Consider the following 22,374-nt stretch of genomic DNA (forward strand, 5'->3'; position numbering starts at 1 on the left):
ATTGCTATAAATTTTTATCCGGATATAAATCCTGCCACCATTGTGCTTGTTTTTTTAAGTGTTTTGCGAAATAGGCAAATATGGTGTTGTTCCAAAGTATTCGTTGGGTATAATTCTTAATGTGATGATCTTGATTCTTTACCTGAACAAAATCGACATCTTTCCACAGTAATTTTAATGCCTGATACATTTGAATGCTTTCACCAAGAGGTACATTCGTGTCAACACTTCCGTGAATTAGTAACATTGGTGTTACAACTTTATCAGCATTGAATAATGGACTTTGATCGATATATAGATTTCGATTGTTCCAAGGAAATGATTTACCGGAAGCATTCACACTGTAAGAATATCCCCAATATCCTTCGCCCCAGTAACTGGTAATGTCACTAATTCCGGCGTGTGAAATGGCTGCAGCAAAAATATTGGTTCTTGTTTGCAGCAACATCGTCATAAATCCACCGTAGGATGCACCAATACAACCTACGTGATCTGCATCAGCAAAAGAATGAGCTTTTAAGAATTTTTTAGTTCCCTCAATAATTTCATCAGCAGTGGTAATTCCCCAGTTGTTTTGGTGTTCTGCTGAGAATTCCTGCCCAAAACCAACGGCTCCGCTTGGCTGAAGCAGATAAACAACATATCCCATTGATGCATAAAGATTCAAAGGATATCGGCCGCCATAGCTTCTTTCAACGGGTGATGTGCCTGCATAATAGTTTACAATTACAGGATATTTTTTATTGGAGTCGAAATTTGGAGGATAGTAAATTCTTCCAATAATGGTTTTGCCATCTTCTTTGGTGAAATTCCAGTCTTCTGTTTTTCCAAATTTCACGTTTTTTAGATTTTGTTTTTGCGGATTAGAGATTAGCTTACTTGTATTCGAAGCCAATTCATAAACAAAAGCTTTGTAAGGTGAAGATATGCTGCATGCCGTGCAGGCAATGTTTTTTCCGTCGGCCGAAAGGCTAAAGTTGCCAATAACATCTGAATTTATTTGTAAAGCGTTGAATTCCTTATTAGTTGGTTGGTAACGATACAGTCGGATGTAATCTTTATCATTTGCTTTTAAATAGATATTCTTGTCCCTTTTGTTCCAAACAGCCTGGCTAACTGATGGGTCGAAATCAATTGTGATTGGTTCGGCTTTTTTGTTTTTCAGATCGAAAATGTACAATTGTCCGTCGTAATTATTGGCCAATGGCTGTTTTCCAATGTTTTCGCCAAGTTTCCCAAAGCAGGAAGGACCTGCCTGAACCAAAAGCTGAGTGCCGTCAGGAGAGTATTTTGCCGAACCACCAAAAAGTTTGTCTTTCCAGATGGTATCAATCTCGAAAGTTTCGAGGTTCATCTGATAAAGATTTTGTTTATCGTAAGGATATTCCTCGTAATCGGGACGTGATTGAGAAAAAAGAATGTATTTGCTGTCGGGACTGATATCCTGCAAGCCGGTTGTGATCGTTCCATAAGTTAAGCGTTGTTTTACGCCGCTGTCAACATCCAGTTTGTATAAGAAACTTCGGGTTCGAAACCAAGGCAAACGATCTTCCATTCCTTGAATTTTTCTGATTTTCCAATCTTCCGAATAATCTTTCGTTACTGAGAAAATGATTTGTTTCCCATCGGGAGTCCAGTTGTAATCCGAAAAATCAGCAATACTATTGGCAATTTCCGTTTCTCTTCCGTTTTCAAAATCAAAAATAAAAAGGCTTGTTTTTTCGTTGTATTCTTTGGTGTACGAAATACGGTTTCCTGTAGGCAGCCACTGAATATTTGCCAGTTGACTTCCCCGGAAGGAGTATAAGATTTTTCCGCTCTCAATTTCCTGAATTTCTTTCCAGTTCTCACTATTGTCCGATGGAGGAAGTGTTCTGCTGTAACTAAGTAAGGCAAATTTACCATCAGAAGATAATTCGATGTTTCGTACATTTTCGCCATCCAATATTTTATGAATGGTAACGCTTTGTTGCGGCGATAAGGATAATTTTATATTGTTTTCATCCCAGGGCTTATTTGGAGTAATACCAAGTTTAAAGTCGTTCTTTTTCCCGCTTACAACTTTTACAAGGATGCAGTGTTTACCGGGTTCAATCTTAAGTTCTTCCGAAAGCTCCTTGGCATCATCAGTTTCTGCCTTGTAGTGTGAAATCTTTTTTTCTCCATCGATATACACTTCAAGAAGTGGATAGGCTTCTATAATTAATTTTGCTTGCATCCATTCATCCGCAGAGAAATAAGACGCATAAAACAAAAGACTGTTTTCGGCAGATTTGCTGCCTGTAAAACCTTTTTTATTGGTGGCTGTTTTGCTCCATTGTAAGTTTTCACCGTTCCACTTTAAATTGTCCTTTTCAGCAGGTTGAAGTTCATCTATTTCAAGCTGATTGTCCTGTAAAAGGTTTTGTAATTCGAAGGTTTTTCCTTCGATGTTTTTTGTAGAGTGGAAAGCTGGTAGTTGTAAACTTACAGGATCGGTTTGAAGCCAGTTTTCAATTGTAATGCTTTTGCTGTTCTCTTTTTGTGCGAAGCTGCATGTGGTTGCAGTTAGCAGTACCATCATTGTAGGTACAAAATATCTTTTCATGTGTTTATAATTTGATTTTTATTTGTCACATGGAACACCCAAATTGCAAGCATCTTCCTGTGTGTAAAGCATTTTATATGGGTGTTTCATCTGTTTATAATTTTAAGTTTTTGTCAGATAGCCTGTCCCGAACTTGTTTCGGGAGAATTTAGCCTGCTTAGATGATCATTTCGCAGTGTGTTAAAACCGTTTTGGCATTTTAAACATCAATACTATGGAATTTTAGTTTGATAAAAAAGGATATTTGTTGGGAAACCAGTCCTTTTTAGATATCTGTGCCGTTTAACACGATAAGTGCAAATTCATTTGTTTTTTATTCAATATTTTGGGAGTTGAAAAAAAAAATAAAGGTCAAGTTATAATGATTTAATGAAAATGACTTATATTTGTTTTACTTAAAAAACGGAGGAAAGCTATGAATACAATTGTCACATCATCACCTTGCACTTATAAGAGCTAAATCAGCTTAAGCTTTCCGTATTCACATTAATTTTTATTTTTTTATTGTAACGGGGGCGAAAGCCACTCGATACGTATATCTACACACCTAAAATTTTGGAGGGTAAATTATGAGCACATCAATGTATTGCTGCGGGCAAGCCACGGTGAAAGATCCGGTTGGCAATAAAACAAATTGTTTTAGAATAAGAGAAAGAGTAAACGAGTTTATTGAACATCAAAAACGAAAACAGAATGCACCATAATATAAGAGTAAGGGAAGGAATTTTAGATCAATTAAATAAGCTTGGGAGACTGTGGAACTATTTTCTGGAGGCACTCTCGGGAAGTGAAAAAATATATACCAACGGGAAGATTAGCAAAGCGCTTTTTATGCTTGCGATTCCTATGGTATTGGAAATGATTTTTGAATCGGTATTTGCTGTGGCCGATATATTTTTCGTTTCCAAATTGGGTGACGACGCTGTGGCTACAGTAGGAATTACCGAGTCGGTGATCACCATTGTGTATGCAATAGGTTTTGGATTATCGATGGCAACAACCGCTTTGGTTGCCCGGCGCATAGGCGAGAACAAACCAGAAGAAGCATCAAAGGTTTCATTTCAGGCCATTGTAACAGGTGTGTTTGTATCTGTATTTATTGCGTTTGCCGGGATTTTTTACTCGAAGGATTTATTGGCTTTAATGGGAGCTAATTCAACCATTGTGAATGAAATGTCGGGCTATGCGACCATTATTTTGGGAAGTAACGTGATTATCATGCTTCTTTTCATCAATAATGCCATATTTCGTTCGGCGGGTGATGCTGCTTTATCGATGAGGGTATTAATTGTTGCGAATTGTTTGAATCTTGTTTTGGATCCATTGTTGATTTTTGGTTGGGGACCAATCCCGGCCATGGGAGTAGAAGGAGCCGCTATTGCTACAAGTCTGGGACGAGGCTTGGCGGTAGTTTACCAATTTGTTATGCTTGGCAAGGGAAAAGGGAAGATTCATTTAAAATGGAAACATATTCAGCTAAAATGGGCGACAATTAAACAATTGGTCAGCTTATCGGTTGGAGGAATAGGGCAAAGCATCATTGCTACATCGAGTTGGATTGGTTTGATGAGGATCATGGCAGAATTTGGAAGTGCAGCCATAGCCGGTTACACCATTGCCATTCGGCTGCTGATATTCATCCTCCTGCCTTCCTGGGGATTGAGCAACGCTGCAGCGACATTGGTTGGTCAGAACTTGGGAGCAAATCAGCCGGAAAGGGCTGAGAAATCGGTTTGGGCTGCAGGAAAAATTAATGTCGTATTTTTGGGCTTAATGGGAATTGTTTTTTACCTGTTTCCACGTTTTTTTATTGAATTATTTACTCCGGATGAATTCATTGTAAGTAACGGAATTCAAGCATTGCAAATAATCAGCATGGGTTTTGTTTTTTATGGTTTAGGAATGGTACTGCTGAATGCAATAAACGGAGCCGGAGATACCCGGACACCAACCTATTTTAATCTGATTAGTTTCTGGATTATTGAAATTCCACTTGCTTATTTCCTGGCCATTCAATTGGGTTGGGATGAAAAGGGAGTATTTTATTCGATAATAATAGCAGAAATGACGCTTACATTAATTGCCCTTTTTTGGTTTAAACAAGGGAAGTGGAAGTTGATGAAAGTATAGTGAATAAAGCCTGAGGAACAACGAATGTTTCTTCAGGCTTTTTTTTACAGTGAAACAGTTAATAGCCGGATTTTGGTTACTAAGCAGAGAAATTTTGTTTTATAATGAAGGAGAGAATACCGCATAGTGAGGCAGCGTTTGAAGGATGCTTACCGTAAAAAGTTGCGATGCTGTTCGCAAAAAATTGCGGTAAGCATAAAATGTGAAGGCTATGGTTTGTGATCGTTTTTTTCAAAATAGCTGTTCAATTAACTGATATTGCATATTCAAATGTTGTGTTGAGAATTAATTCTAAATAAAAATCCCTCTTAAAGCAATTTAAGAGGGATTTTCTGTTTGTTTTTGAATGGTTACCTTCTCTCCAGCTGCACAATATTCTCCACATGATGTGTGTGCGGGAACATATCAACAGCCTGTACTTTGGTTACTTTGTAGGCTTCGTCCATCATAGCTAAATCGCGTGCCTGAGTAGCCGAATTACAGCTCACATAAACAATGCGTTTTGGAGCAGCGTGCAGAATGGTTTCAACCACATCGGTGTGCATTCCTGCCCGTGGCGGATCGACAATAATGGTGTCCGGCTGGCCGTGAAGCTCAATGAATTCTTTGGTGAGAACATTTTTCATATCCCCGGCGAAAAATTCAGTGTTGCTGATTCCGTTAATTTCAGAATTCACCTTAGCATCGGCAATGGCCTCGGGAACGTATTCAATTCCGATAACTTTTTTTGCCTGTTTTGCAATAAAATTAGCAATGGTTCCGGTTCCGGTATACAAATCGTAAACTACTTCGTCACCTGTTAATTCGGCAAATTCTCGTGTTTTGCAATACAAATTGTAGGCTTGCTCCGAATTGGTTTGGTAGAACGATTTTGGACCAATTTTAAAACGCAGATCTTCCATTTGCTCAAAAATATGATCTACACCTTTGTACAAGATGGCATCCTGATCGGTAATTGAGTCGTTGGCTTTTTCATTAATGATATACATCAATGAAGAGATTTCCGGGAATTTTTCTGCCAGATGATTCAATAATCCTTCCCGCTTCTCAACATCTTCATGGTAAAATACCACAATAATCATGTTGTCGCCGGTTGTTGAGGTTCTAATTACCAATGTCCGCAGAAATCCTTCCTGATTTCTGATATCGAAAAAGGATAAGTTGTTTGCAAAAGCATATTCTTTAACGGCCAAACGAACAGCATTTGATGGTTCCGGCTGCAGGTGACATTTGTTAATATCAACCACCTTGTCGAATAATTTTGGTACGTGAAAACCAAGAGCAGGAGTTCTTTTTATATCATCGCTAAGTGCAATTTCCTCATTGGTAAGATAACGCTTGTTCGAAAAAGTAAATTCAAGTTTGTTGCGGTAAAATTCAGTTTTTTCTGATGCCAGAATATCATTTATACCATTCAGTTCTACTTTGCCAATCCGTTCTAAATTGTCAATAACTTCCTGTTGTTTAAATTTTAGTTGTTCTTCGTAGGGTAGATTTTGCCATTTGCAGCCACCGCAAACCCCAAAATGCTCACAAAAAGCATCTATCTTCATGGGTGAATGTTTGTGAAAAGCAACAGGATAGCCTTCCATAAAACTTTTACGCTTTTTGTTGACTTGCACATCAACAATATCGCCTGGTATTACACCGGTAACAAATACGATTTTTTCATCAACTCTCCCAATCGCCTTGCCTTCGGCGGCTAACTTCTCTATTACTACTTTTTCCAGAAGTGGTTTTTGCTTTCTATTTCTTCCCACGCTTACAATTGATTTAATACGACGACAAAGATAGATAAAAGTAGAAAGGTCGAAAAGTAGAAAGGTTAAAAAGTGGATTAGCCTTGCCATTATTATTCGAAATCGCCTAAACTAAGGGGTGACAACTAAAATTTAATCGCTTTTGGCACTTAATTTTATATATTTACGATGTATTCCAAAGCCACATTTCAATTTTTATAAAAGTACTATGAACAAGTTACTTGCTGTTTTTGCAATGTTTGTATTGGTTTCGTGCGGAACAAAACAAACAACAAAAGTTCCATGTTTTGCATGGATGGGGGGGCCTGGTGAGGCCACAGATATTGAGTTAAAAGCAAATTTTACTGATTTAAAAGAAAAAGGAATTGATGGTTTGATGTACAACGGAGGTCATGATCCTTTGGTTTATCAGCGGGTAGGTAAAATTGCCAAAGAGGCAGGTCTCGAATTTCATACCTGGATACCAACTATGGTACAAGGACGTGATGAAAACATTCCTGCGGAATTGTATGCCGTTAATGGAAATGGGGAATCAGCTTACGAGAAACCTGCTTATGTTGATCATTACACATTTTTGTGTCCGAACAGGGAAGAGGTCTATCAATATTTGTCTGGATTATATACTAAAATAGCTGCCTTGCCGGAAGTTGATGGAATTCATTTGGACTATATCCGTTTCCCGGATGTAATTTTGGCGAAAGGACTTTGGAAGAAGTACGGTTTGGTAATGGATAAGGAGTATCCGGAGTTTGACTATTGTTACTGCGACAAGTGTAAAGCCGATTTCAAAGCTAAAACGGGTATTGAAATTGCCAATCAGACGGAAGCAAGAGATATTCAGGAGTGGAAACAATTCCGTCAGGATTTGATCACGAAATTAGTAAACCGTTTGGCTGAGGATGTACATGCGCAAGGAAAAGAAATTACAGCGGCGGTATTTCCCGGGCCTCATTCTCATGCAGTGAAAATGGTTCGTCAGGAGTGGGATAAATGGAATTTAGATGCTTTTTACCCAATGAATTATAACGATTTTTATCTGGAGGGCACAGAATGGGTTGGCAAGATGTGTAAGGAATCATCTGAAAGTGTAAAGGGAGAAAAACCTGTTTACAGCGGTTTATTCATTTGTCCAAAGCCTGATTCTAAGTCGAAAGAAGCAGATCCTGAAAATCACGGTTTATTGCCGGAGGAATTGGGCGAAGCAATACGCGAGTCGATGGTTAACGGAACAAAAGGAATTTGTTTGTTTACGCCCGATAGAATGACCGAAGCGCATTGGGTGGAATTTAAAAAAGCGATTTATAAAGATTATTCCAAGAATTAAGATTGAATAGATAGAAGACAAGGAAGGGAATTCCATTTGGAATTCCCTTTTTTGTTTTAAACTGATCGTTTTTTAAACTCTTTAAGAATTGATTTTACCTTGTTCAGATCAATGCCAGTATTAAGCCATTTAACTGCTGATTCAAGAGAACTAAATATTTTTATCGGCATATCAAACTCTTTTTTTAAGCCTTCAATAAACAGCGTAGTGTTTACAACCTGGTTTGGAGTATTGGTAAGAATAGCAATACTGTCAATTTTTAAAGTTGATTTTGATTTTGAATAGAATTTGGTAAGATCATCATCCTTTTTATGAAAAGGTTTATTGGTGTTTTTTCGAATATCAACCAAAATACTATATTTAGGCACTTGGCTTAAATTAGCTTCAATTTCATTTTTTAATTCAAATACATTTTCAATCTCCGTCTCTCCACAAAAGCATTCTATCAAAAGCTTATGTTCCTCTGCATAGGTGTAATATGAATTTCCCACTCTATTTTTATTAATTAACTGATTATTATGTTCATATTTTAGATTTAATTAGGGTTCGCAAATGTAATTCTTTTTCTAAAACTACCAAATGATTTTTTCCGGATTGAAGATTAAATGTTAGGTTTGCAAAATATTTAAACACAAACATATAAGTTAAGTATGAATCATTTATTTGTTCCCAATATGGGACGGGTTGATTTTGAGGATATTGTTTTTGACAAGGAGTTGTCGGTTAAAGTGGAACAGTTTCTGCGAGAGTACGAACATCTTGAAATACTAAATAAATTTGGCTTGCCGGTTGTGAATAAACTCTTGCTTTTTGGGAAATCAGGATGTGGGAAAACCATGACTGCCAGAGCAATTGCAAATAAGTTGGGCAAGAAGTTGAAAACGATTAATTTGGGCAATATTGTTTCCTCTAAATTAGGAGAAACCTCAAGAAATATTGCTGCTGCTTTTAAAATGGCAGAAACTCAGGAAGCTGTCTTGTTTTTCGATGAGTTCGATTCTTTGGGCAAAGAAAGAAACTACGACAATACCGATAGCAGCGAGATGAAACGAGTGGTGAATAGTATGATTCAGCTGATTGATTCTTTACCAAAAAACTCGATTGTAATTGCCGCGACCAACCAAATTGACCTAATTGATGAGGCCTTGGTTAGACGTTTTGAGCTGAAGCTGGAATTTCACAACCCTTCTAAAATCTATTTGGATAAATTGTACGATCAATTGATTTCAAAATATCCGAAGGAATATCAGAAAGTAAACCGGATTTATGACATCTCTTTTGCCGAGGCTGAAACCATTGTGATGCTCGAAGTGAAAGAAAATATCATTGAATCAGAATTAATAAAAAAAGCAAAAATTTTGCAGGAAGATAAGCTGACCGTGATTTGTGATAATTAGGATGGTTGTATTTACTGATCAATGATTACGGATAACTGAGAACTGTTGTTATCTTTGTCGCTTTAACAGAAAAACATGAATTAGTATGATCTCTATTAACAATCTTACGGTTGAATTTGGTGGCTTTACCCTTTTTAAGCAAGTAAGTTTTATTGTAAATACTCGCGACCGAATTGGATTGGTTGGGAAGAATGGTGCAGGAAAATCAACTTTGCTAAAAATATTTGCTGGTTTTCAGGCGCCTACAACGGGAACTGTATCATTACCAAATGAGATTAAAATAGGATACTTACCTCAGCAGGTAAATCATATCGATGGCAATACCGTGATGGAGGAAGCTTTATCTGCTTTTGAAGAGGTTTTGGGCTTGGAAAAGGAAATTGCTGAAATTAATTCAGAGATTGCAGAACGAACCGATTACGAATCGGAAGAGTACATGAAGCTGATAGAAAGATTGACGGATAAAAACGACCGCTACCATATGATGGGTGGTGAAAATATCGAGGCCGAAGCTGAGCGTACTTTACTTGGATTGGGATTTTTAAGAAGCGATTTCATCCGACAGACTACAGAATTTAGCGGAGGATGGAGAATGCGCGTAGAATTGGCGAAAATTTTGTTGCGTCGTCCGCATGTTTTCCTTCTTGATGAGCCAACAAATCATTTGGATATTGAATCAATTCAGTGGCTGGAGGATTTTTTGAAAACTTATCCGGGAGCCGTAGTATTGGTGTCTCATGACCGGGCATTTTTGGATAATATTACCAATAGAACCGTTGAAATTTCTGTTGGTAAAATATACGATTACAAAGTTCCCTATTCACAATATGTTGTTTTGCACGCAGAGCGTCGCGAACAGCAAATGAAAGCCTACATTAATCAGCAAAAACAAATAAAAGATACTGAAGACTTTATTGAGCGTTTTCGCTATAAGGCAACAAAATCGGTTCAGGTTCAGTCCCGTATCAAGCAATTGGATAAAATTGACCGTATCGAGATTGACGAGGAGGATAGCTCGAAACTAAGCCTGAAATTTCCTCCGGCGCCACGATCTGGCGATTTGGTTTGTGAGGTGAAAAATTTGAGCAAAGCATATGGTGATCATTTGGTTTTAAATGAGCTTGAATTTGTAATTGAGAGAGGTGAAAAACTTGCTTTTGTGGGTAAGAATGGAGAAGGGAAATCGACACTGGTAAAAGTCTTGATGGGCGAACTAGAGCATACGGGTACATGTAAGTTGGGACACAATGTAAAGATTGGCTATTTTGCTCAAAATCAGGCTCAGATGTTGAACGAAAACAAATCGGTATTTGAAACGATTGATGATGTTGCTGTTGGAGATGTTCGAACTAAGATTCGTGATATTTTGGGTGCTTTCATGTTTCGGGGCGAGGATATTGATAAAAAAGTGAAGGTTTTATCGGGAGGAGAGCGTTCCCGTTTGGCTATGATTCGTTTGCTTTTGGAACCCGTGAACCTTCTTGTACTCGATGAACCTACCAACCATTTGGATATGAGATCGAAAGATGTTTTGAAAGAAGCATTGAATCAATTTGATGGTACGGTAATCGTAGTTTCTCACGATCGTGAATTCTTGAATGGACTTTCCTCAAAAGTATATGAGTTTACGAATAAGAAGATAAAAGAACATTTGGGAGGAATCTATGATTTTCTGCAAACCAAGAAGATGGATTCCTTAAAGGAATTGGAAGTGAAGAAAGCTGTTTCTTTAGTTCAGGCAGATGTTGCGCCTTCTGATAACAAGTTGAATTATTTGGAGCGGAAAGAGATGAATAAGAAAATCTCTAAAATGGAAAGAGCTGTTTCAAATTCAGAAGATAATATAGCACGCTTCGAAGAACAAATAGCCACAATGGAGGAAATGCTTGCAAATCCGGAAAAAATGCAGGATCAGTCTCTGTTTGCGAAATATGAGAAAACCAAAAAAGATCTTGAAAAAGAAATGTCTGATTGGGAGAATTTTAATGAAGAATTGGAGCAGTTGATTGCTGAAAAAGGAGAGTGAAAAACTATTTTCTTTTATTAAATGATTTGTCTGCCAGGGTTTGATTATAAGATAATTAGTATCTTATAATCAAAAAAAATGATGCCAACTACTGCTAAGCCAACTTTGCCCAACGAAAGAATACAATCTCTGGATCTTCTTCGTGGATTTGCTCTGTTAGGAATCTTATTAATTAATATCCAGTTATTTGGACTTCCAAATGCCTCTTTTGCCAATCCTTCGGTAATGGGTGATTTGTCAACGCCTGATTATTTCTCTTATTATATTGTGAATGTATTTGGGGAATTGAAGTTTATGACGATTTTTTCCATCTTATTTGGTGCAGGTATGCTGCTATTTATCAACCGGCTAAATGACAAGGGACTGGATGGGGCAAAATTTCATGTCCGACGCATGATTTGGTTATTGTTATTTGGGATGCTGCATGCTTATTTAATTTGGTTTGGAGATATTTTGGTTGCTTATGCCATTGTGGGTTTGGTTGCAGTTCTGCTTCGAAAGATGAAGGATAGTTGGAAAATTGTGCTGTGTGCTTTACTGTATCTAATTCCAATGGGATTTTTTTATTTGGTGGGAAGCTTTTTTGAAAATATGCCACCCGAGATGGCTAAAGAAACTATGGCAGATTTTAGTCCTGGTCCGGAATTATTAACCGCAGAAATTGATTTGTGTCAAATAGGCAGTTGGTTTGATATTTTCGTGAAAAGGGCTCAATTAAATATGAACTATCAGGTAGGCTCATTTTTTATGCTGTCTTTATGGAGAACAACCGGAATAATGTTGCTGGGAATGGTATTGCTAAATAATGGAGTGTTAGTCGCGGCAAAATCGAAACTATTTTATTTTTTGATGGCTTTGACAGGCATTGGCATAGGAACTTTTTTTGCCAATGAAGGATTTCATCGCATCGTTGAAACCAAATGGGAGATAATTTATTTCTTCAAATACGGCTATCAGTTCAACTATTTTGGCAGTTTGTTTACCTCCTTAGGTTATATTGGTTTGATTCTTTTGGTTTATCAAATGAAAATTTTGCGTTTTTTCACAAAAGCGTTAGAAGCAGTTGGTCGAATGGCTTTTACGAACTACCTTTGTCAATCCATAATTTGTTCCATTATTTTTTATAGTTATGGCTTTGGAATGTTTGCACGTTACTCAAGAACAGAATTACTGGTTTGGGTTTTGTTGATTTGGATATTTCAATTGATTTCTTCCTCTATCTGGCTGAAATATTATAAAATGGGACCATTTGAATGGTTGTGGCGATATTTAACTTACAAGGAAAAGCCACAGTTATCACTGAATGTAAAATACCAATAAGCAAATTAATCGATGGCTAAACAGAAACAGGAGATGTTGTTCGGAATCAGAGCAACAATGGAAGCAATTAAAAGTGAAAAGGAAATTGAAAAAGTATTGATCAAAACAGGATTAGCAGGTCCTTTGTTTCAAGAATTATTCGATTTAATTCGCGAAAAGGGAGTTGAATATCAATTTGTTCCTGTTGAGAAGTTGAATTCTTTGGATCAGCATAATAACCAAGGAGTTGTTGCTTTAATTGTTCCAATTCCTTATCAGGAAATAGAAGAAATTGTACCTGAACTATTTGCTCAAGGTAAAATACCTCTACTATTGCTTTTAGATGAAATTACAGATGTGCGTAACTTTGGGGCTATTGCTCGTTCTGCAGAATGTGCTGGTGTACACGCCATTGTAATTCCTTTTAAGAATTCAGCGAAGATTACTCCTGATTCTATTAAAACATCTGCCGGAGCTTTGTATAACATACCGGTTTGCAGAGTTCAAAATTTAAAGACTCTTGCCCGTTATTTGAAGAAAGAAGGAATTCGAATAATAGCAGCAACCGAAAAGGCTGAAAAAGTTTATACTGAAGGTGATTTTACATTAGCAACAGCTATTGTAATGGGATCGGAAGATGTTGGTATTGAAGATGCTTTGCTTCGCCTGGCTGATGAGCAGGTTAAAATTCCAATTGTCGGTTCAATTCAATCATTGAATGTATCTGTTGCAGCATCCTTAATGGTATACGAGGCAGTGAGACAACGAAGTTAGTCTTCTAAAAAAAATATAGATTTGAACGCAGGAATTTAGTTTCTGCGTTTTTTTATTAACAATAATAATCAATAGAAGATTTAAATCGTTTTTTAATAAAGGTCTATTGAGGAAAATAAATTCTGACCTCGAATAGTCAGTCTGTCTTAAAAAAGAATTACCCGAATCAAACGAATTTGGTCGGGTAATTATCTATAGTAATCTTAGGGTTAGAATGCTGTTTGATTCTGACTTCTGAATTTGTCTATCTCCTCTATCTCCTAATTCCCTTGCGTGTTTCAGATTCAGCTCCGCTAATTTGCTAAAATTAATTTTGGATTACAAACCTTTTTTAAAAAAAAATAAAAAAAGATATTTCATTGCTTTGGCAGTAAGCTTTAAACCTTATAAACAAAAGCATTAATGTTCATTCCGGCACCAACCGAAGCAAAAACAACGTAATCACCTTCATTTAATTTATGATCGTCTAATTTATCTTTGGCAATTTGATCGTAAAGAATTGGTACAGTTGCGACTGAATTATTTCCCATTTCTTTAATAATCATAGGCATTATGTTTTCAGGAATGTTTTTTTCCTGATACAATCGGAAGAGTCTTTTAGCAATGGCCTCATCCATTTTTTCATTCGCCTGATGAATAAGGATTTTTTTGATGTCCTTAATATCCAAGCCTGCTTTATCAATACTTTCTTTTACAACGCCTGGAACATTTGTAATTGCATATTCGTAAATTTTACGGCCATACATTTTAATGAAAAGACTATTGCTGTTTCCCTCAAAATCGGCATTGTCCGAAATGTCAGCGCGCAAAAAGAAAGCTTCATTAATCGTGTCGGTTCTCATGGCATGAGATAATATTCCCGATGCTTCTTCTGCTTCACATGCTTCCAATATTGCAGCACCTGCACCATCAGAATAAATCATACTGTCTCTGTCGTGCGGATCACAAACTCTTGATAAAGTTTCTGATCCAATTACCATTACCCGTTGTGCATCGCCTGATTTGATGTAGTAGTCAGCCTGAATCATACATTGAATCCAACCCGGACATCCGAATAAAACATCGTAAGCTATCGTTTTAGGGTTTTCAATCTGAAGAAGATTTTTCACTTTTGCGGCTAAACAAGGCAATTGATTTGTTAGCGTAGAGTTCGGTTTAACATCTCCAAAATTGTGCGCAACGATTATATAGTCTAAACTTTCTTTATCTATTTTAGATGATTCTATGGCATCTTTTGCGGCCAAATAGGCAAGATCTGAGTTTTGCTGATCGGCAGAGGCATATTTTCGTTCAACAATCCCAGTAATGTCTTTAAATTTCTCTATAATTTCAGTAGTGGGAGTTTCAATTTTCTGGCCATTTGGTTCGAAAAATTCATGATTCAAAAAATGCTCATTTTTAACTCGAATGGTTGGGGTATAACTACCTGACCCAACTATTTTCGAAAATCTTTTGGTACTCATTGTTATTGTTTTTGTTTCGACTAATAAATGTGCCCTTATTTTAGGTGCACAAAATTTTCTTAAGAGACAATTTTTTTTGTGTCCGAAAGATTTGTGTTTATTGATAAGCTGAAAGATCAACTTACTGTTAGGTGTGCGAAGCTAAGGTAAATATTTATTTTAAAAGTGGTGTTTTTTTAACGGATTTTAGATGGTTAATTTAAAGTTTAGTAAGCATAAAGAACATAGTAACTACTTCAAGTAAAACAGTTGTAATGTATGTAATGTGAAGTGGTTGATTAATTTAATAAATTCTCTTTTAGGTTTTTATCTGCAGGTTTGCTGCAAAGCCATATGCCGAATAAGGCTTGCTTGAATGGCAATCCTTGAATAGATTGTTTTAATTCACCATTTTTATATATCAAAGTCCCAATAGCAGGAGAGTATATAAATTCAAACACGTCTTTTTTCTCAATACCACCCAGAAAAACAGAAATAAAGTCATCAATTTCCTGTTTGATATTTTCCATTTCACCATTGGTGGCATTCTTAAAGCCATCTCTGGTAGCTTTTTCCATTTTTTCCGATGTAATTAATCCGGATATAATTTCTAAGCGGATTCCCATACTCTCATCTGTGGAGATAATTTTTTCAGCGTCATTCATATCCTCTGACAGATACAAACCCATTGCATACATGTCCATCCAAAATTTAACACGAGTTCCTGCACCTTTTAATTGCAACTGATGCTCCTTAACAATCAATTCGTTTGGTAGTTCAATTCCACCAATTCTTGTTTGAGGAATACTGTAAAAGCCTGATAATAAAAGAAAAAGAGTAAGTAGTTTTTTCATCGTTTATGTAATTAGGTTGATGTATGATGCATTTATTTTTAACTGAATATCAGCTTAGCGTAACAAAGGTAAAAGGTAGCAAATATATTTACTAAATAATTAAGCCACAGCGGATATTGGCGTTTATTGGATTTTAAATCTCCATTTACAATATAAATAAAAGTAAAGAGCACCCCAAAGGCCCACATGAGTAAAAATGGCCAATTAAAACTTGCAACATCATGTGTTTTGTAGGTTTGTACTACCTGAGGTATTACTCCAATGCTTAAAATAATATTGCCGAACCAACCTAGAGATTCAAAAAAATTTAATTTTAGTAATGCTGTTCTCATTCTTATTTTGCTAGTTTTTGAAAATCGTCTCCAGTTGGATTCTGGAATACTCTTAAATTAAATTCCGGAACTATTGCTAATATATGATCGAAGATATCAGCTTGAATGGCCTCGTAATTTGCCCATTCCTGATCTTTTGAGAATACGTATATTTCCAAGGGCAATCCTTTTTCGGATACTTGTAATTGACGAACAAGGAAGGTCATTTCATTGTGAATTTTCGGGTGTTCCTGAAGATAAGCTTCAACATATTTTCGAAAGGTACCAACATTGGTTAATCTTCTTTGATTCACAGGAATTTCGCCTTCTGGATTGTTTGCCCGGATTTCATTCTTTTTTTCAATCATATAATCCTTTAACAAACGGATTTTCTCAAATTTTTCTATTTCTTCTTCACTTAAAAAATGAATCGATTTTACATCAAGGTTTAGATGGCGTTTTATTCTTCGTCCACCAGATTCCTCCATCCCTTTCCAATTGTTGAACGATTCAGAAACCAAAGCGTAAGTAGGAATCGTACTAATGGTTTTGTCCCAGTTTTGAACTTTAACGGTGTTTAGGCTGATATCAATAACGGTTCCGTCGGCTCCTTTTGATGGCATTGAAATCCAATCGCCGATATTTACCATCTTGTTGGCAGATAGTTGAATAGAAGCAACAAATCCGAGTATTGTATCTTTAAAAATCAACAGGATTACAGCAGCAAAGGCTCCCATTCCTGCAATTATTGTTAATGGATCTTTCTGAATAAATAGAGCAATAATGGAAATAATTCCCATTGAGTAAAAGAAGATTTTCACAATTTGCAAGAAACCTTTGATTGGCCTTGTTTTACTTACTGGCATTGTGTTGTAAATATCATTTCCGGCGTTAAGAAACGTTTCAATCAGCATAATTGCCAAAATAATCATATACACGTATGCTCCATTTTGAATGAAGTTGTTCAAGCCTTCATGGTCAATCATACCTGCGCTGAAATAAATGATTGCAGCAGGTGCAAAATGGGCTATTTTGTTAAATACTTTTCGTTCCAATAGAATATCATCCCAATTGGTTTTAGTTTTTCTAACTAATTTGGTGATGATGGAAATCATAACTTTTTTTGCAAGGATGTCACATATCCATGCAATTATAATTACAATAATGATTGCGATAAGCGATTGCAATATTATTGCCCAATATTCGGCTATTCCTCCGCTCATCAACCAATTTTTTAATTCAACGCCCAAGAGTTCTTTCATATGAGGATAAATTTATTTTAAATTAAAAATCTAAGATATCTATTCCTGACAGGAAAAGAAAAGTGTATTCATAATAATTTGTAAATTTAGAGTCTAAATCCAAAATCTATTAACATGAATAAAAAATCTTTACTGGTAGTTGTGCTAATTGCATTTTATTCTGCTTGCTACGGACAAAGTGATTTCGATAAATATTTTGAGAGCAAAACGCTGCGGATTGATTATATGATGGGTGGTGATGCAAATTCTCAAACTATTTTTCTAAAAGAATTGAAAGAAGAGCCTAAATGGGGAGGAAGTAAAACCAATTTAACTGATCTGTTTGGGTACGGAACATACCGGTTTAAACTTTTTGATGTGGAATCTGGTGAATTAATTTATTCAAAAGGTTTTAACTCTTTGTTTCAGGAATGGCAGTCAACAGCCGAAGCAAAAGAATTAAAAAGAGCATTTTATCAGGTGAATGTAATGCCTTATCCGAAACAAACAGCACGATTTGTATTGGAATCCAGAAAAAGAGATGGAACCATGGAGGTGATTTGGGAATATACGATTGACCCGACTAATTATTTTATTGGTAAGGAAAAACCCAAGAGTGTTTCATTTACAAAGATAATGGGAGAAGGTGATCCTGCAGAAAGTGTTGATATTGCTTTTATAGCAGAGGGGTATACTGCCGGCGAAATGGAGAAATTTAGGGCGGATGCAAAACGTGTGGCCGGTTATTTGCTTGATGTACCTCCATTTGATAAGTATGCAGATCGATTTAATATTTATGCTTTAGAATCGGTCTCCGAAGATTCAGGAACTGATATTCCAGGTGAAAATATTTATAAAAATACTGTAGTGAATACTACTTTTTATACTTTCGATGTTGATCGTTACCTAACAACTTTTGATATCAAATCATTGCATGACATTTCTGCAAATGTTCCGTACGATCAGATATTTGTTCTTATTAATACCGACAAGTACGGTGGTGGTGGATTCTACAATTATTATTCGAGTTGTTCGGCCGATAATGCATTGTCATATGAAGTTTCAAGTCATGAGTTTGGTCACGGGTTTGCCGGATTGGGAGATGAGTATTATTCATCAGAAGTGGCATATGAAGATTTTTATAATCTGGAAATTGAACCTTGGGAGCCAAATATTACCACTCTTGTTGATTTTGATCGTAAATGGAAGAGTATGTTGGATGATGCGATTCCTATTCCTACGCCAAGAACTCCCGGGTTCGTTGATAGTTTAGGTGTATTTGAAGGCGGTGGTTATATGGCTAAGGGAATTTATTCACCGATGCAGGATTGCAAAATGAAATCGAATCAAATGAAACATTTTTGCCCGGTTTGTGAGAAAGCTGTGGAGCAGGTGATACTGTTTCATATTGGAAAATAAGTGATATCAAGACTTCTATCAGAAAATAAAAAAATGCGCTCCAAACCGGGGCGCATTTTTTGCAGATGATCTGGTTTACTTATTTTTCTTCTTCTTGTTTTTTAGCAATTCCGTAGAAAACCAGTAAGGCAAGTCCACCGAATAAAAAGATCATTGAAAAGTAAGATACTTCTTCATTTAAACTTGTGTAAGCATCTAAGATATTTCCAATTAGAATTCCAATTGCAAGACCAATTAGAAGAACTCCATATTTTAAACTTTCCAAAGTGCTGCACTTTTTTTCTCCAACTAAAAGGTTGATATCCATGCCTTTTTCAATTAAAGCTTGTCTTTCTTTGTGACGGTGCACTAAGAAAACGATCAAAGGAATGATTCCAAATACGGAAATGATTGCTACTACTCCTGTTATATCCATGATTTAAGTTTTAAGATTAAACTGTTATTATTTTATTGATTGTGAACGAAAACCAAAGCTTGATTTTTGCATTCAACTTTATGACGCAACCTCTTTCAAACAGGTTACAAATATTTTATGATTTTTTTGAGGCTTAGAATTATTTCAATAAAAATCATTGTCTTAACTTACCAGTAATGAATTGCAAAAAAAGATATTGAAATTATGGAATAATTGATGTAACCGATTCCAGATCCTATGCGTCTAAGTTGTAGATGATTTAATTAAAAGAAAAGAAAGAAGTAAATCAACGCAACATTATGAAACGAAACGATGTCTTTTTAGTTGTTGACTTTGTTTTTCAAAATTGAAAGCACAATTTGTATATGAAGTTTCAAAAGGATAGTTATTACATAGCTAGGATTAAAGAAGGAGATCCCGGGGCATACGCTTTTCTTGTAGATAAATACAAGAAGATGACGTTTAATGTAGCCTTGCAACTAATGGGAAATCGTGAAGATGCTGAAGAAATTGCCCAAGATGCATTTTTGAAAGCATATCAAGCCTTGGATAGCTATAAAGGAGAATCAAAATTTTCAACTTGGATTTATCGGATTATTTATAATACAGCCATATCAAGATTGAGGAAAAAAAAATTAGATGTAAGTTCTATTGATGATGATTTTAAAAGTTCAGTAAATGTGAAATCAACACAGTCGGCCTTACAGGAACTAAGAAATATTGAAAGGAAAAAGTACCTTTTTGAAGCATTGAAAAGGTTGTCGGGTGATGAAAGGAGCCTTATTACTCTGTTTTATTTGGAAGAAAATTCGGTAGATGAGGTTTGCTCTATTACTGGTTTAAGCGCTTCCAATGTTAAGGTGAAATTGCATCGTGCAAGAAAAAAGCTTTATACTCAGTTGGAGTTGGCTCTGCATGGTGAATTAAAAACGATATTATAGGTATTCGAAAGAATATAAAATTAGACTGCAATGAGCAAAAAAGAAGATATCTATAAAGATGATTTTATCAAAGAATTGATGAAGGACGTTGAGTTGGAGGAGACCTCAGATCAATTTACGAATAAGGTTATGGATATGGTAATGCAGGATTGGCTTGCAAAACCTATTGAAATGAAGAAGCCGATTTCAAGGAATCAATGGATTTGGATAAGCGGACTCATTTTACTTGTAGTACTTATTCTTTTGGGGACAGATGTGAGAACTATCGTTAGTTCGACCAATAACCCTTTCCTGAATCAACTTGATGCAGTGTTTTTACAACCAATTAATCAGATTTTAACGAAAGTATTTGAGAGTTTAATAAAACTTCCGGTAATGGTTTACATTGTTGCTGTTTCTTTTGGAGGATTAGTGGCTTTTGATAGAATTGTTAATAAATTATTGCATCATTAATAGAAGAGCAAACACTGTCGGTATTGTATCGGCATTTCAGTAATATTTGATTTTTTTAATTGAAAAAACCGCACTGTTAAAGTGCGGTTTTGTATTTTTTAAAAAGGAAGATCATCTTCTTCTGGTGCAGGAGGAACATCCTCTGCTCTAAATTCCGGCATTTCAGGAACAGGAGAACCACCAGCTTGTACTTTTTCAATTCTCCATGCTTCAAGATTCGAAAAGTAGTTTACTTTTCCATCTTTTTCCCACTTGCGGCCACGAACATTAAAAGAAACTTTAATTTCTTCGTACAAAGAAACTGTTTCTAATAAATCGCAGCGATCTTGTGTTAGTTGAAATTTGATAAAATCATTCCATTCAGAATTTCTTTCATTTTCAACTTCAATAACAAATTCTCTTTTTTTGAAACGATCGCTGATTGATTGAGTTTCCTCTTTCACGATCATCTTACCATTAATTTCAAAATTCATAATGTTCTGTATATTTTGTATTATTCTTTTACGATCACAATTTTATCAATGCTATCACCTGCACGAATTGCATCAATAACCTCTAATCCTTCAACCACTTTGCCAAAACATGTATGTTGGCGATCTAAATGGGAAGTATTTTCGCGACCGTGGCAAATAAAAAATTGCGATCCGCCAGTATTTCTTCCGGCATGAGCCATTGATAATACGCCCCTGTCGTGATATTGATTTTCGCCATTCAATTCACAATTGATTGAGTAACCTGGTCCGCCGGCACCAGTACCGTCAGGACAACCACCTTGAATTACAAAACTAGGAATAACTCTGTGAAAAGTCAGGCCGTCATAAAATCCAGATTCTGATAGATTAACAAAATTTTCAACAGTTTTTGGAGCATCATTCTCAAAGAATTCTACTTTCATAACTCCTTTTTCGGTATGAATTTCTGCGTGCATCATTTTTATTTGTTTTAAATTATTTCAATTTTAGTGTCAAAAGGAGAATTCCGACTCATTAATTCGCTTACACAAGAATATTGAGAAGTAATTGGTTCCATTTGTAAAAGTCTGGTTTTTATAAAGCAGAAGGATGTGTTTTGTTAAAGCACTAGTTGTAAGTGCATTTAAATAAAAAGAATCCATTCTTCTAAAAACAAGATTTTAAATTTACAACAATGCAATCGCAGTTGCAAAAGAATGCAAATCTAAAAAAAGATTCTTTGCCAAAAAAGAAAAAAGAACCCCTTTTGGAAAACTCCAAAAGGGGCAATTGCTTTTAATAAGTTGTACTAATTAATTGGATTTATTAATTAGTTTTTTGTTTCGTCTTTTATGATATCCAACAATTCAACTTCGAAAATTAAAGTTTCGTTTGCTTTAATATCAGCACCCATTGCACGTGGACCGTAAGCAAGATTCGAAGGAATAAATAATTCCCATTTAGAACCTACAGGCATTAATTGTAATGCTTCAGTCCATCCTTTAATTACACGGTTAGCCGCAAATGTAGCTGGTTCGTTTCTTTTGTAAGAAGAGTCAAATTCTTTCCCGTCAATAGTTGTTCCCTTGTAGTGAACTGAAACTTTATCCGTAGCAAGAGGTTTAGCACCTTCTCCTTCGTTGATGATTCGGTATTGTAAGCCACTTTCAGTTACTACGATACCTTCTTTTGATTTGTTTTCTTCTAAGAATTTTTGACCTTTAGCTAAGTTTTCAGCTCCAATTTTTTCCTGAAGACCTTTGATGTAATTGTTGATAACTGCATTTCCTTTTTGAGGATCAATTACCAATGAATCTTTGTCAAGAGAAGCATACAATGCAGCCAAAAGAACTTCTTCGTTCAAATTAGTAAGCCCGTTACGCTCAAGGTTAGTACCAAAACTAGCACCTAAACTATAACTTACAGAGTCAAGTTCGTTGTTTAGAGCAACACTTTTATTTCTTTTTTGATTACAAGAAGCCAATGTTATTAGTCCAAGACCTAGTACAATAGATAATACTTTTAGTTTCATTTTTTGGATTGTTATGGT

The 22,374-nt window shown here is 35.9% G+C and carries 20 protein-coding genes; 9 read left to right on the forward strand and 11 right to left on the reverse strand.

Annotated features, from left to right (window positions below; genetic code table 11):
- Positions 1-4: 4 nt before the first annotated feature.
- Complete coding sequence (locus ACKU4N_RS04085; protein ID WP_321320834.1) at positions 5-2,587, reverse strand: S9 family peptidase; 2,583 nt, start codon at positions 2,585-2,587, stop codon at positions 5-7.
- Between the two features lie 693 nt (positions 2,588-3,280).
- On the opposite strand from ACKU4N_RS04085, the gene ACKU4N_RS04090 reads away from it, so the two are divergent.
- Positions 3,281-4,717: an MATE family efflux transporter gene (locus ACKU4N_RS04090; protein WP_321320838.1), complete on the forward strand. Its 1,437-nt coding sequence runs from the start codon at positions 3,281-3,283 to the stop codon at positions 4,715-4,717.
- Between the two features lie 350 nt (positions 4,718-5,067).
- Here ACKU4N_RS04090 and rlmD read toward each other — a convergent pair whose 3' ends face one another.
- On the reverse strand, positions 5,068-6,477 hold the full coding sequence (gene rlmD / locus ACKU4N_RS04095; RefSeq protein WP_321320840.1) for a 23S rRNA (uracil(1939)-C(5))-methyltransferase RlmD: 1,410 nt from the start codon (positions 6,475-6,477) through the stop codon (positions 5,068-5,070).
- A 208-nt stretch (positions 6,478-6,685) separates the two neighbouring features.
- On the opposite strand from rlmD, the gene ACKU4N_RS04100 reads away from it, so the two are divergent.
- Complete coding sequence (locus ACKU4N_RS04100) at positions 6,686-7,801, forward strand: glycoside hydrolase family protein (RefSeq protein ID WP_321320842.1); 1,116 nt, start codon at positions 6,686-6,688, stop codon at positions 7,799-7,801.
- A 56-nt stretch (positions 7,802-7,857) separates the two neighbouring features.
- On the opposite strand, the gene ACKU4N_RS04105 is transcribed toward ACKU4N_RS04100, so the two are convergent.
- Positions 7,858-8,292, reverse strand: coding sequence for a DUF7793 family protein (locus tag ACKU4N_RS04105; protein WP_321320844.1), 435 nt, complete (start codon positions 8,290-8,292; stop codon positions 7,858-7,860).
- A gap of 159 nt (positions 8,293-8,451) precedes the next feature.
- Between ACKU4N_RS04105 and ACKU4N_RS04110 the strand changes: the two genes are divergently transcribed.
- From ACKU4N_RS04110 to rlmB, 4 genes are all read left to right on the forward strand, one after another.
- Complete coding sequence (locus tag ACKU4N_RS04110) at positions 8,452-9,198, forward strand: AAA family ATPase (RefSeq protein WP_321320846.1); 747 nt, start codon at positions 8,452-8,454, stop codon at positions 9,196-9,198.
- Positions 9,199-9,283: 85 nt separating this feature from the next.
- Entirely contained in the window at positions 9,284-11,224 is a 1,941-nt protein-coding gene (locus ACKU4N_RS04115) for an ABC-F family ATP-binding cassette domain-containing protein (RefSeq protein ID WP_321320848.1), read from the forward strand.
- A 78-nt stretch (positions 11,225-11,302) separates the two neighbouring features.
- A complete protein-coding gene (locus ACKU4N_RS04120; protein ID WP_321320850.1) occupies positions 11,303-12,544 on the forward strand; it encodes a DUF418 domain-containing protein in 1,242 nt (413 codons plus the stop codon).
- 12 nt (positions 12,545-12,556) lie between these two features.
- On the forward strand, positions 12,557-13,297 hold the full coding sequence (gene rlmB / locus ACKU4N_RS04125; protein ID WP_321320851.1) for a 23S rRNA (guanosine(2251)-2'-O)-methyltransferase RlmB: 741 nt from the start codon (positions 12,557-12,559) through the stop codon (positions 13,295-13,297).
- A 377-nt stretch (positions 13,298-13,674) separates the two neighbouring features.
- Here the strand turns inward: rlmB and ACKU4N_RS04130 are convergent, their stop codons facing one another.
- The 4 genes from ACKU4N_RS04130 to ACKU4N_RS04145 all read right to left on the reverse strand — a co-directional run bounded on the left by ACKU4N_RS04130 (position 13,675) and on the right by ACKU4N_RS04145 (position 17,166).
- Complete coding sequence (locus tag ACKU4N_RS04130) at positions 13,675-14,760, reverse strand: 3-oxoacyl-ACP synthase III family protein (RefSeq protein ID WP_321320853.1); 1,086 nt, start codon at positions 14,758-14,760, stop codon at positions 13,675-13,677.
- Positions 14,761-15,038: 278 nt separating this feature from the next.
- Positions 15,039-15,593, reverse strand: a complete 555-nt coding sequence (locus ACKU4N_RS04135; protein ID WP_321320856.1) for a chalcone isomerase family protein — start codon at positions 15,591-15,593, stop codon at positions 15,039-15,041.
- Between the two features lie 38 nt (positions 15,594-15,631).
- Positions 15,632-15,925: a PQ-loop domain-containing transporter gene (locus tag ACKU4N_RS04140; RefSeq protein WP_321320858.1), complete on the reverse strand. Its 294-nt coding sequence runs from the start codon at positions 15,923-15,925 to the stop codon at positions 15,632-15,634.
- A gap of 2 nt (positions 15,926-15,927) precedes the next feature.
- A complete protein-coding gene (locus tag ACKU4N_RS04145; protein ID WP_321320868.1) occupies positions 15,928-17,166 on the reverse strand; it encodes a mechanosensitive ion channel family protein in 1,239 nt (412 codons plus the stop codon).
- A 114-nt stretch (positions 17,167-17,280) separates the two neighbouring features.
- On the opposite strand from ACKU4N_RS04145, the gene ACKU4N_RS04150 reads away from it, so the two are divergent.
- Entirely contained in the window at positions 17,281-18,564 is a 1,284-nt protein-coding gene (locus tag ACKU4N_RS04150) for a M64 family metallopeptidase (RefSeq protein ID WP_321320870.1), read from the forward strand.
- 79 nt (positions 18,565-18,643) lie between these two features.
- Here the strand turns inward: ACKU4N_RS04150 and ACKU4N_RS04155 are convergent, their stop codons facing one another.
- Positions 18,644-18,979 carry a DUF6249 domain-containing protein gene (locus ACKU4N_RS04155; RefSeq protein WP_321320873.1) on the reverse strand — a complete coding sequence of 112 codons (336 nt, stop codon included), beginning with the start codon at positions 18,977-18,979 and terminating at the stop codon, positions 18,644-18,646.
- Positions 18,980-19,344: 365 nt separating this feature from the next.
- On the opposite strand from ACKU4N_RS04155, the gene ACKU4N_RS04160 reads away from it, so the two are divergent.
- Complete coding sequence (locus ACKU4N_RS04160) at positions 19,345-19,920, forward strand: RNA polymerase sigma factor (RefSeq protein WP_321320875.1); 576 nt, start codon at positions 19,345-19,347, stop codon at positions 19,918-19,920.
- 30 nt (positions 19,921-19,950) lie between these two features.
- On the forward strand, positions 19,951-20,373 hold the full coding sequence (locus ACKU4N_RS04165; protein WP_321320876.1) for a hypothetical protein: 423 nt from the start codon (positions 19,951-19,953) through the stop codon (positions 20,371-20,373).
- 98 nt (positions 20,374-20,471) lie between these two features.
- Here the strand turns inward: ACKU4N_RS04165 and ACKU4N_RS04170 are convergent, their stop codons facing one another.
- The 3 genes from ACKU4N_RS04170 to ACKU4N_RS04180 form a co-directional block, all read right to left on the reverse strand.
- Entirely contained in the window at positions 20,472-20,846 is a 375-nt protein-coding gene (locus ACKU4N_RS04170; protein WP_321320878.1) for a DUF3127 domain-containing protein, read from the reverse strand.
- Positions 20,847-20,866: 20 nt separating this feature from the next.
- Entirely contained in the window at positions 20,867-21,304 is a 438-nt protein-coding gene (locus ACKU4N_RS04175) for a peptidylprolyl isomerase (protein WP_321320880.1), read from the reverse strand.
- Positions 21,305-21,654: 350 nt separating this feature from the next.
- The gene (locus tag ACKU4N_RS04180; protein WP_321320882.1) at positions 21,655-22,356 is read right to left on the reverse strand and encodes a BamJ family beta-barrel-assembly machinery protein; all 702 of its coding nucleotides are present in this window, start codon (positions 22,354-22,356) and stop codon (positions 21,655-21,657) included.
- Between the last annotated feature and the right edge of the window lie 18 nt (positions 22,357-22,374).

The sequence above is a fragment of the Labilibaculum sp. genome (genome assembly GCF_963664555.1).
In the GTDB taxonomy this organism is placed as follows: Bacteria; Bacteroidota; Bacteroidia; order Bacteroidales; family Marinifilaceae; genus Labilibaculum.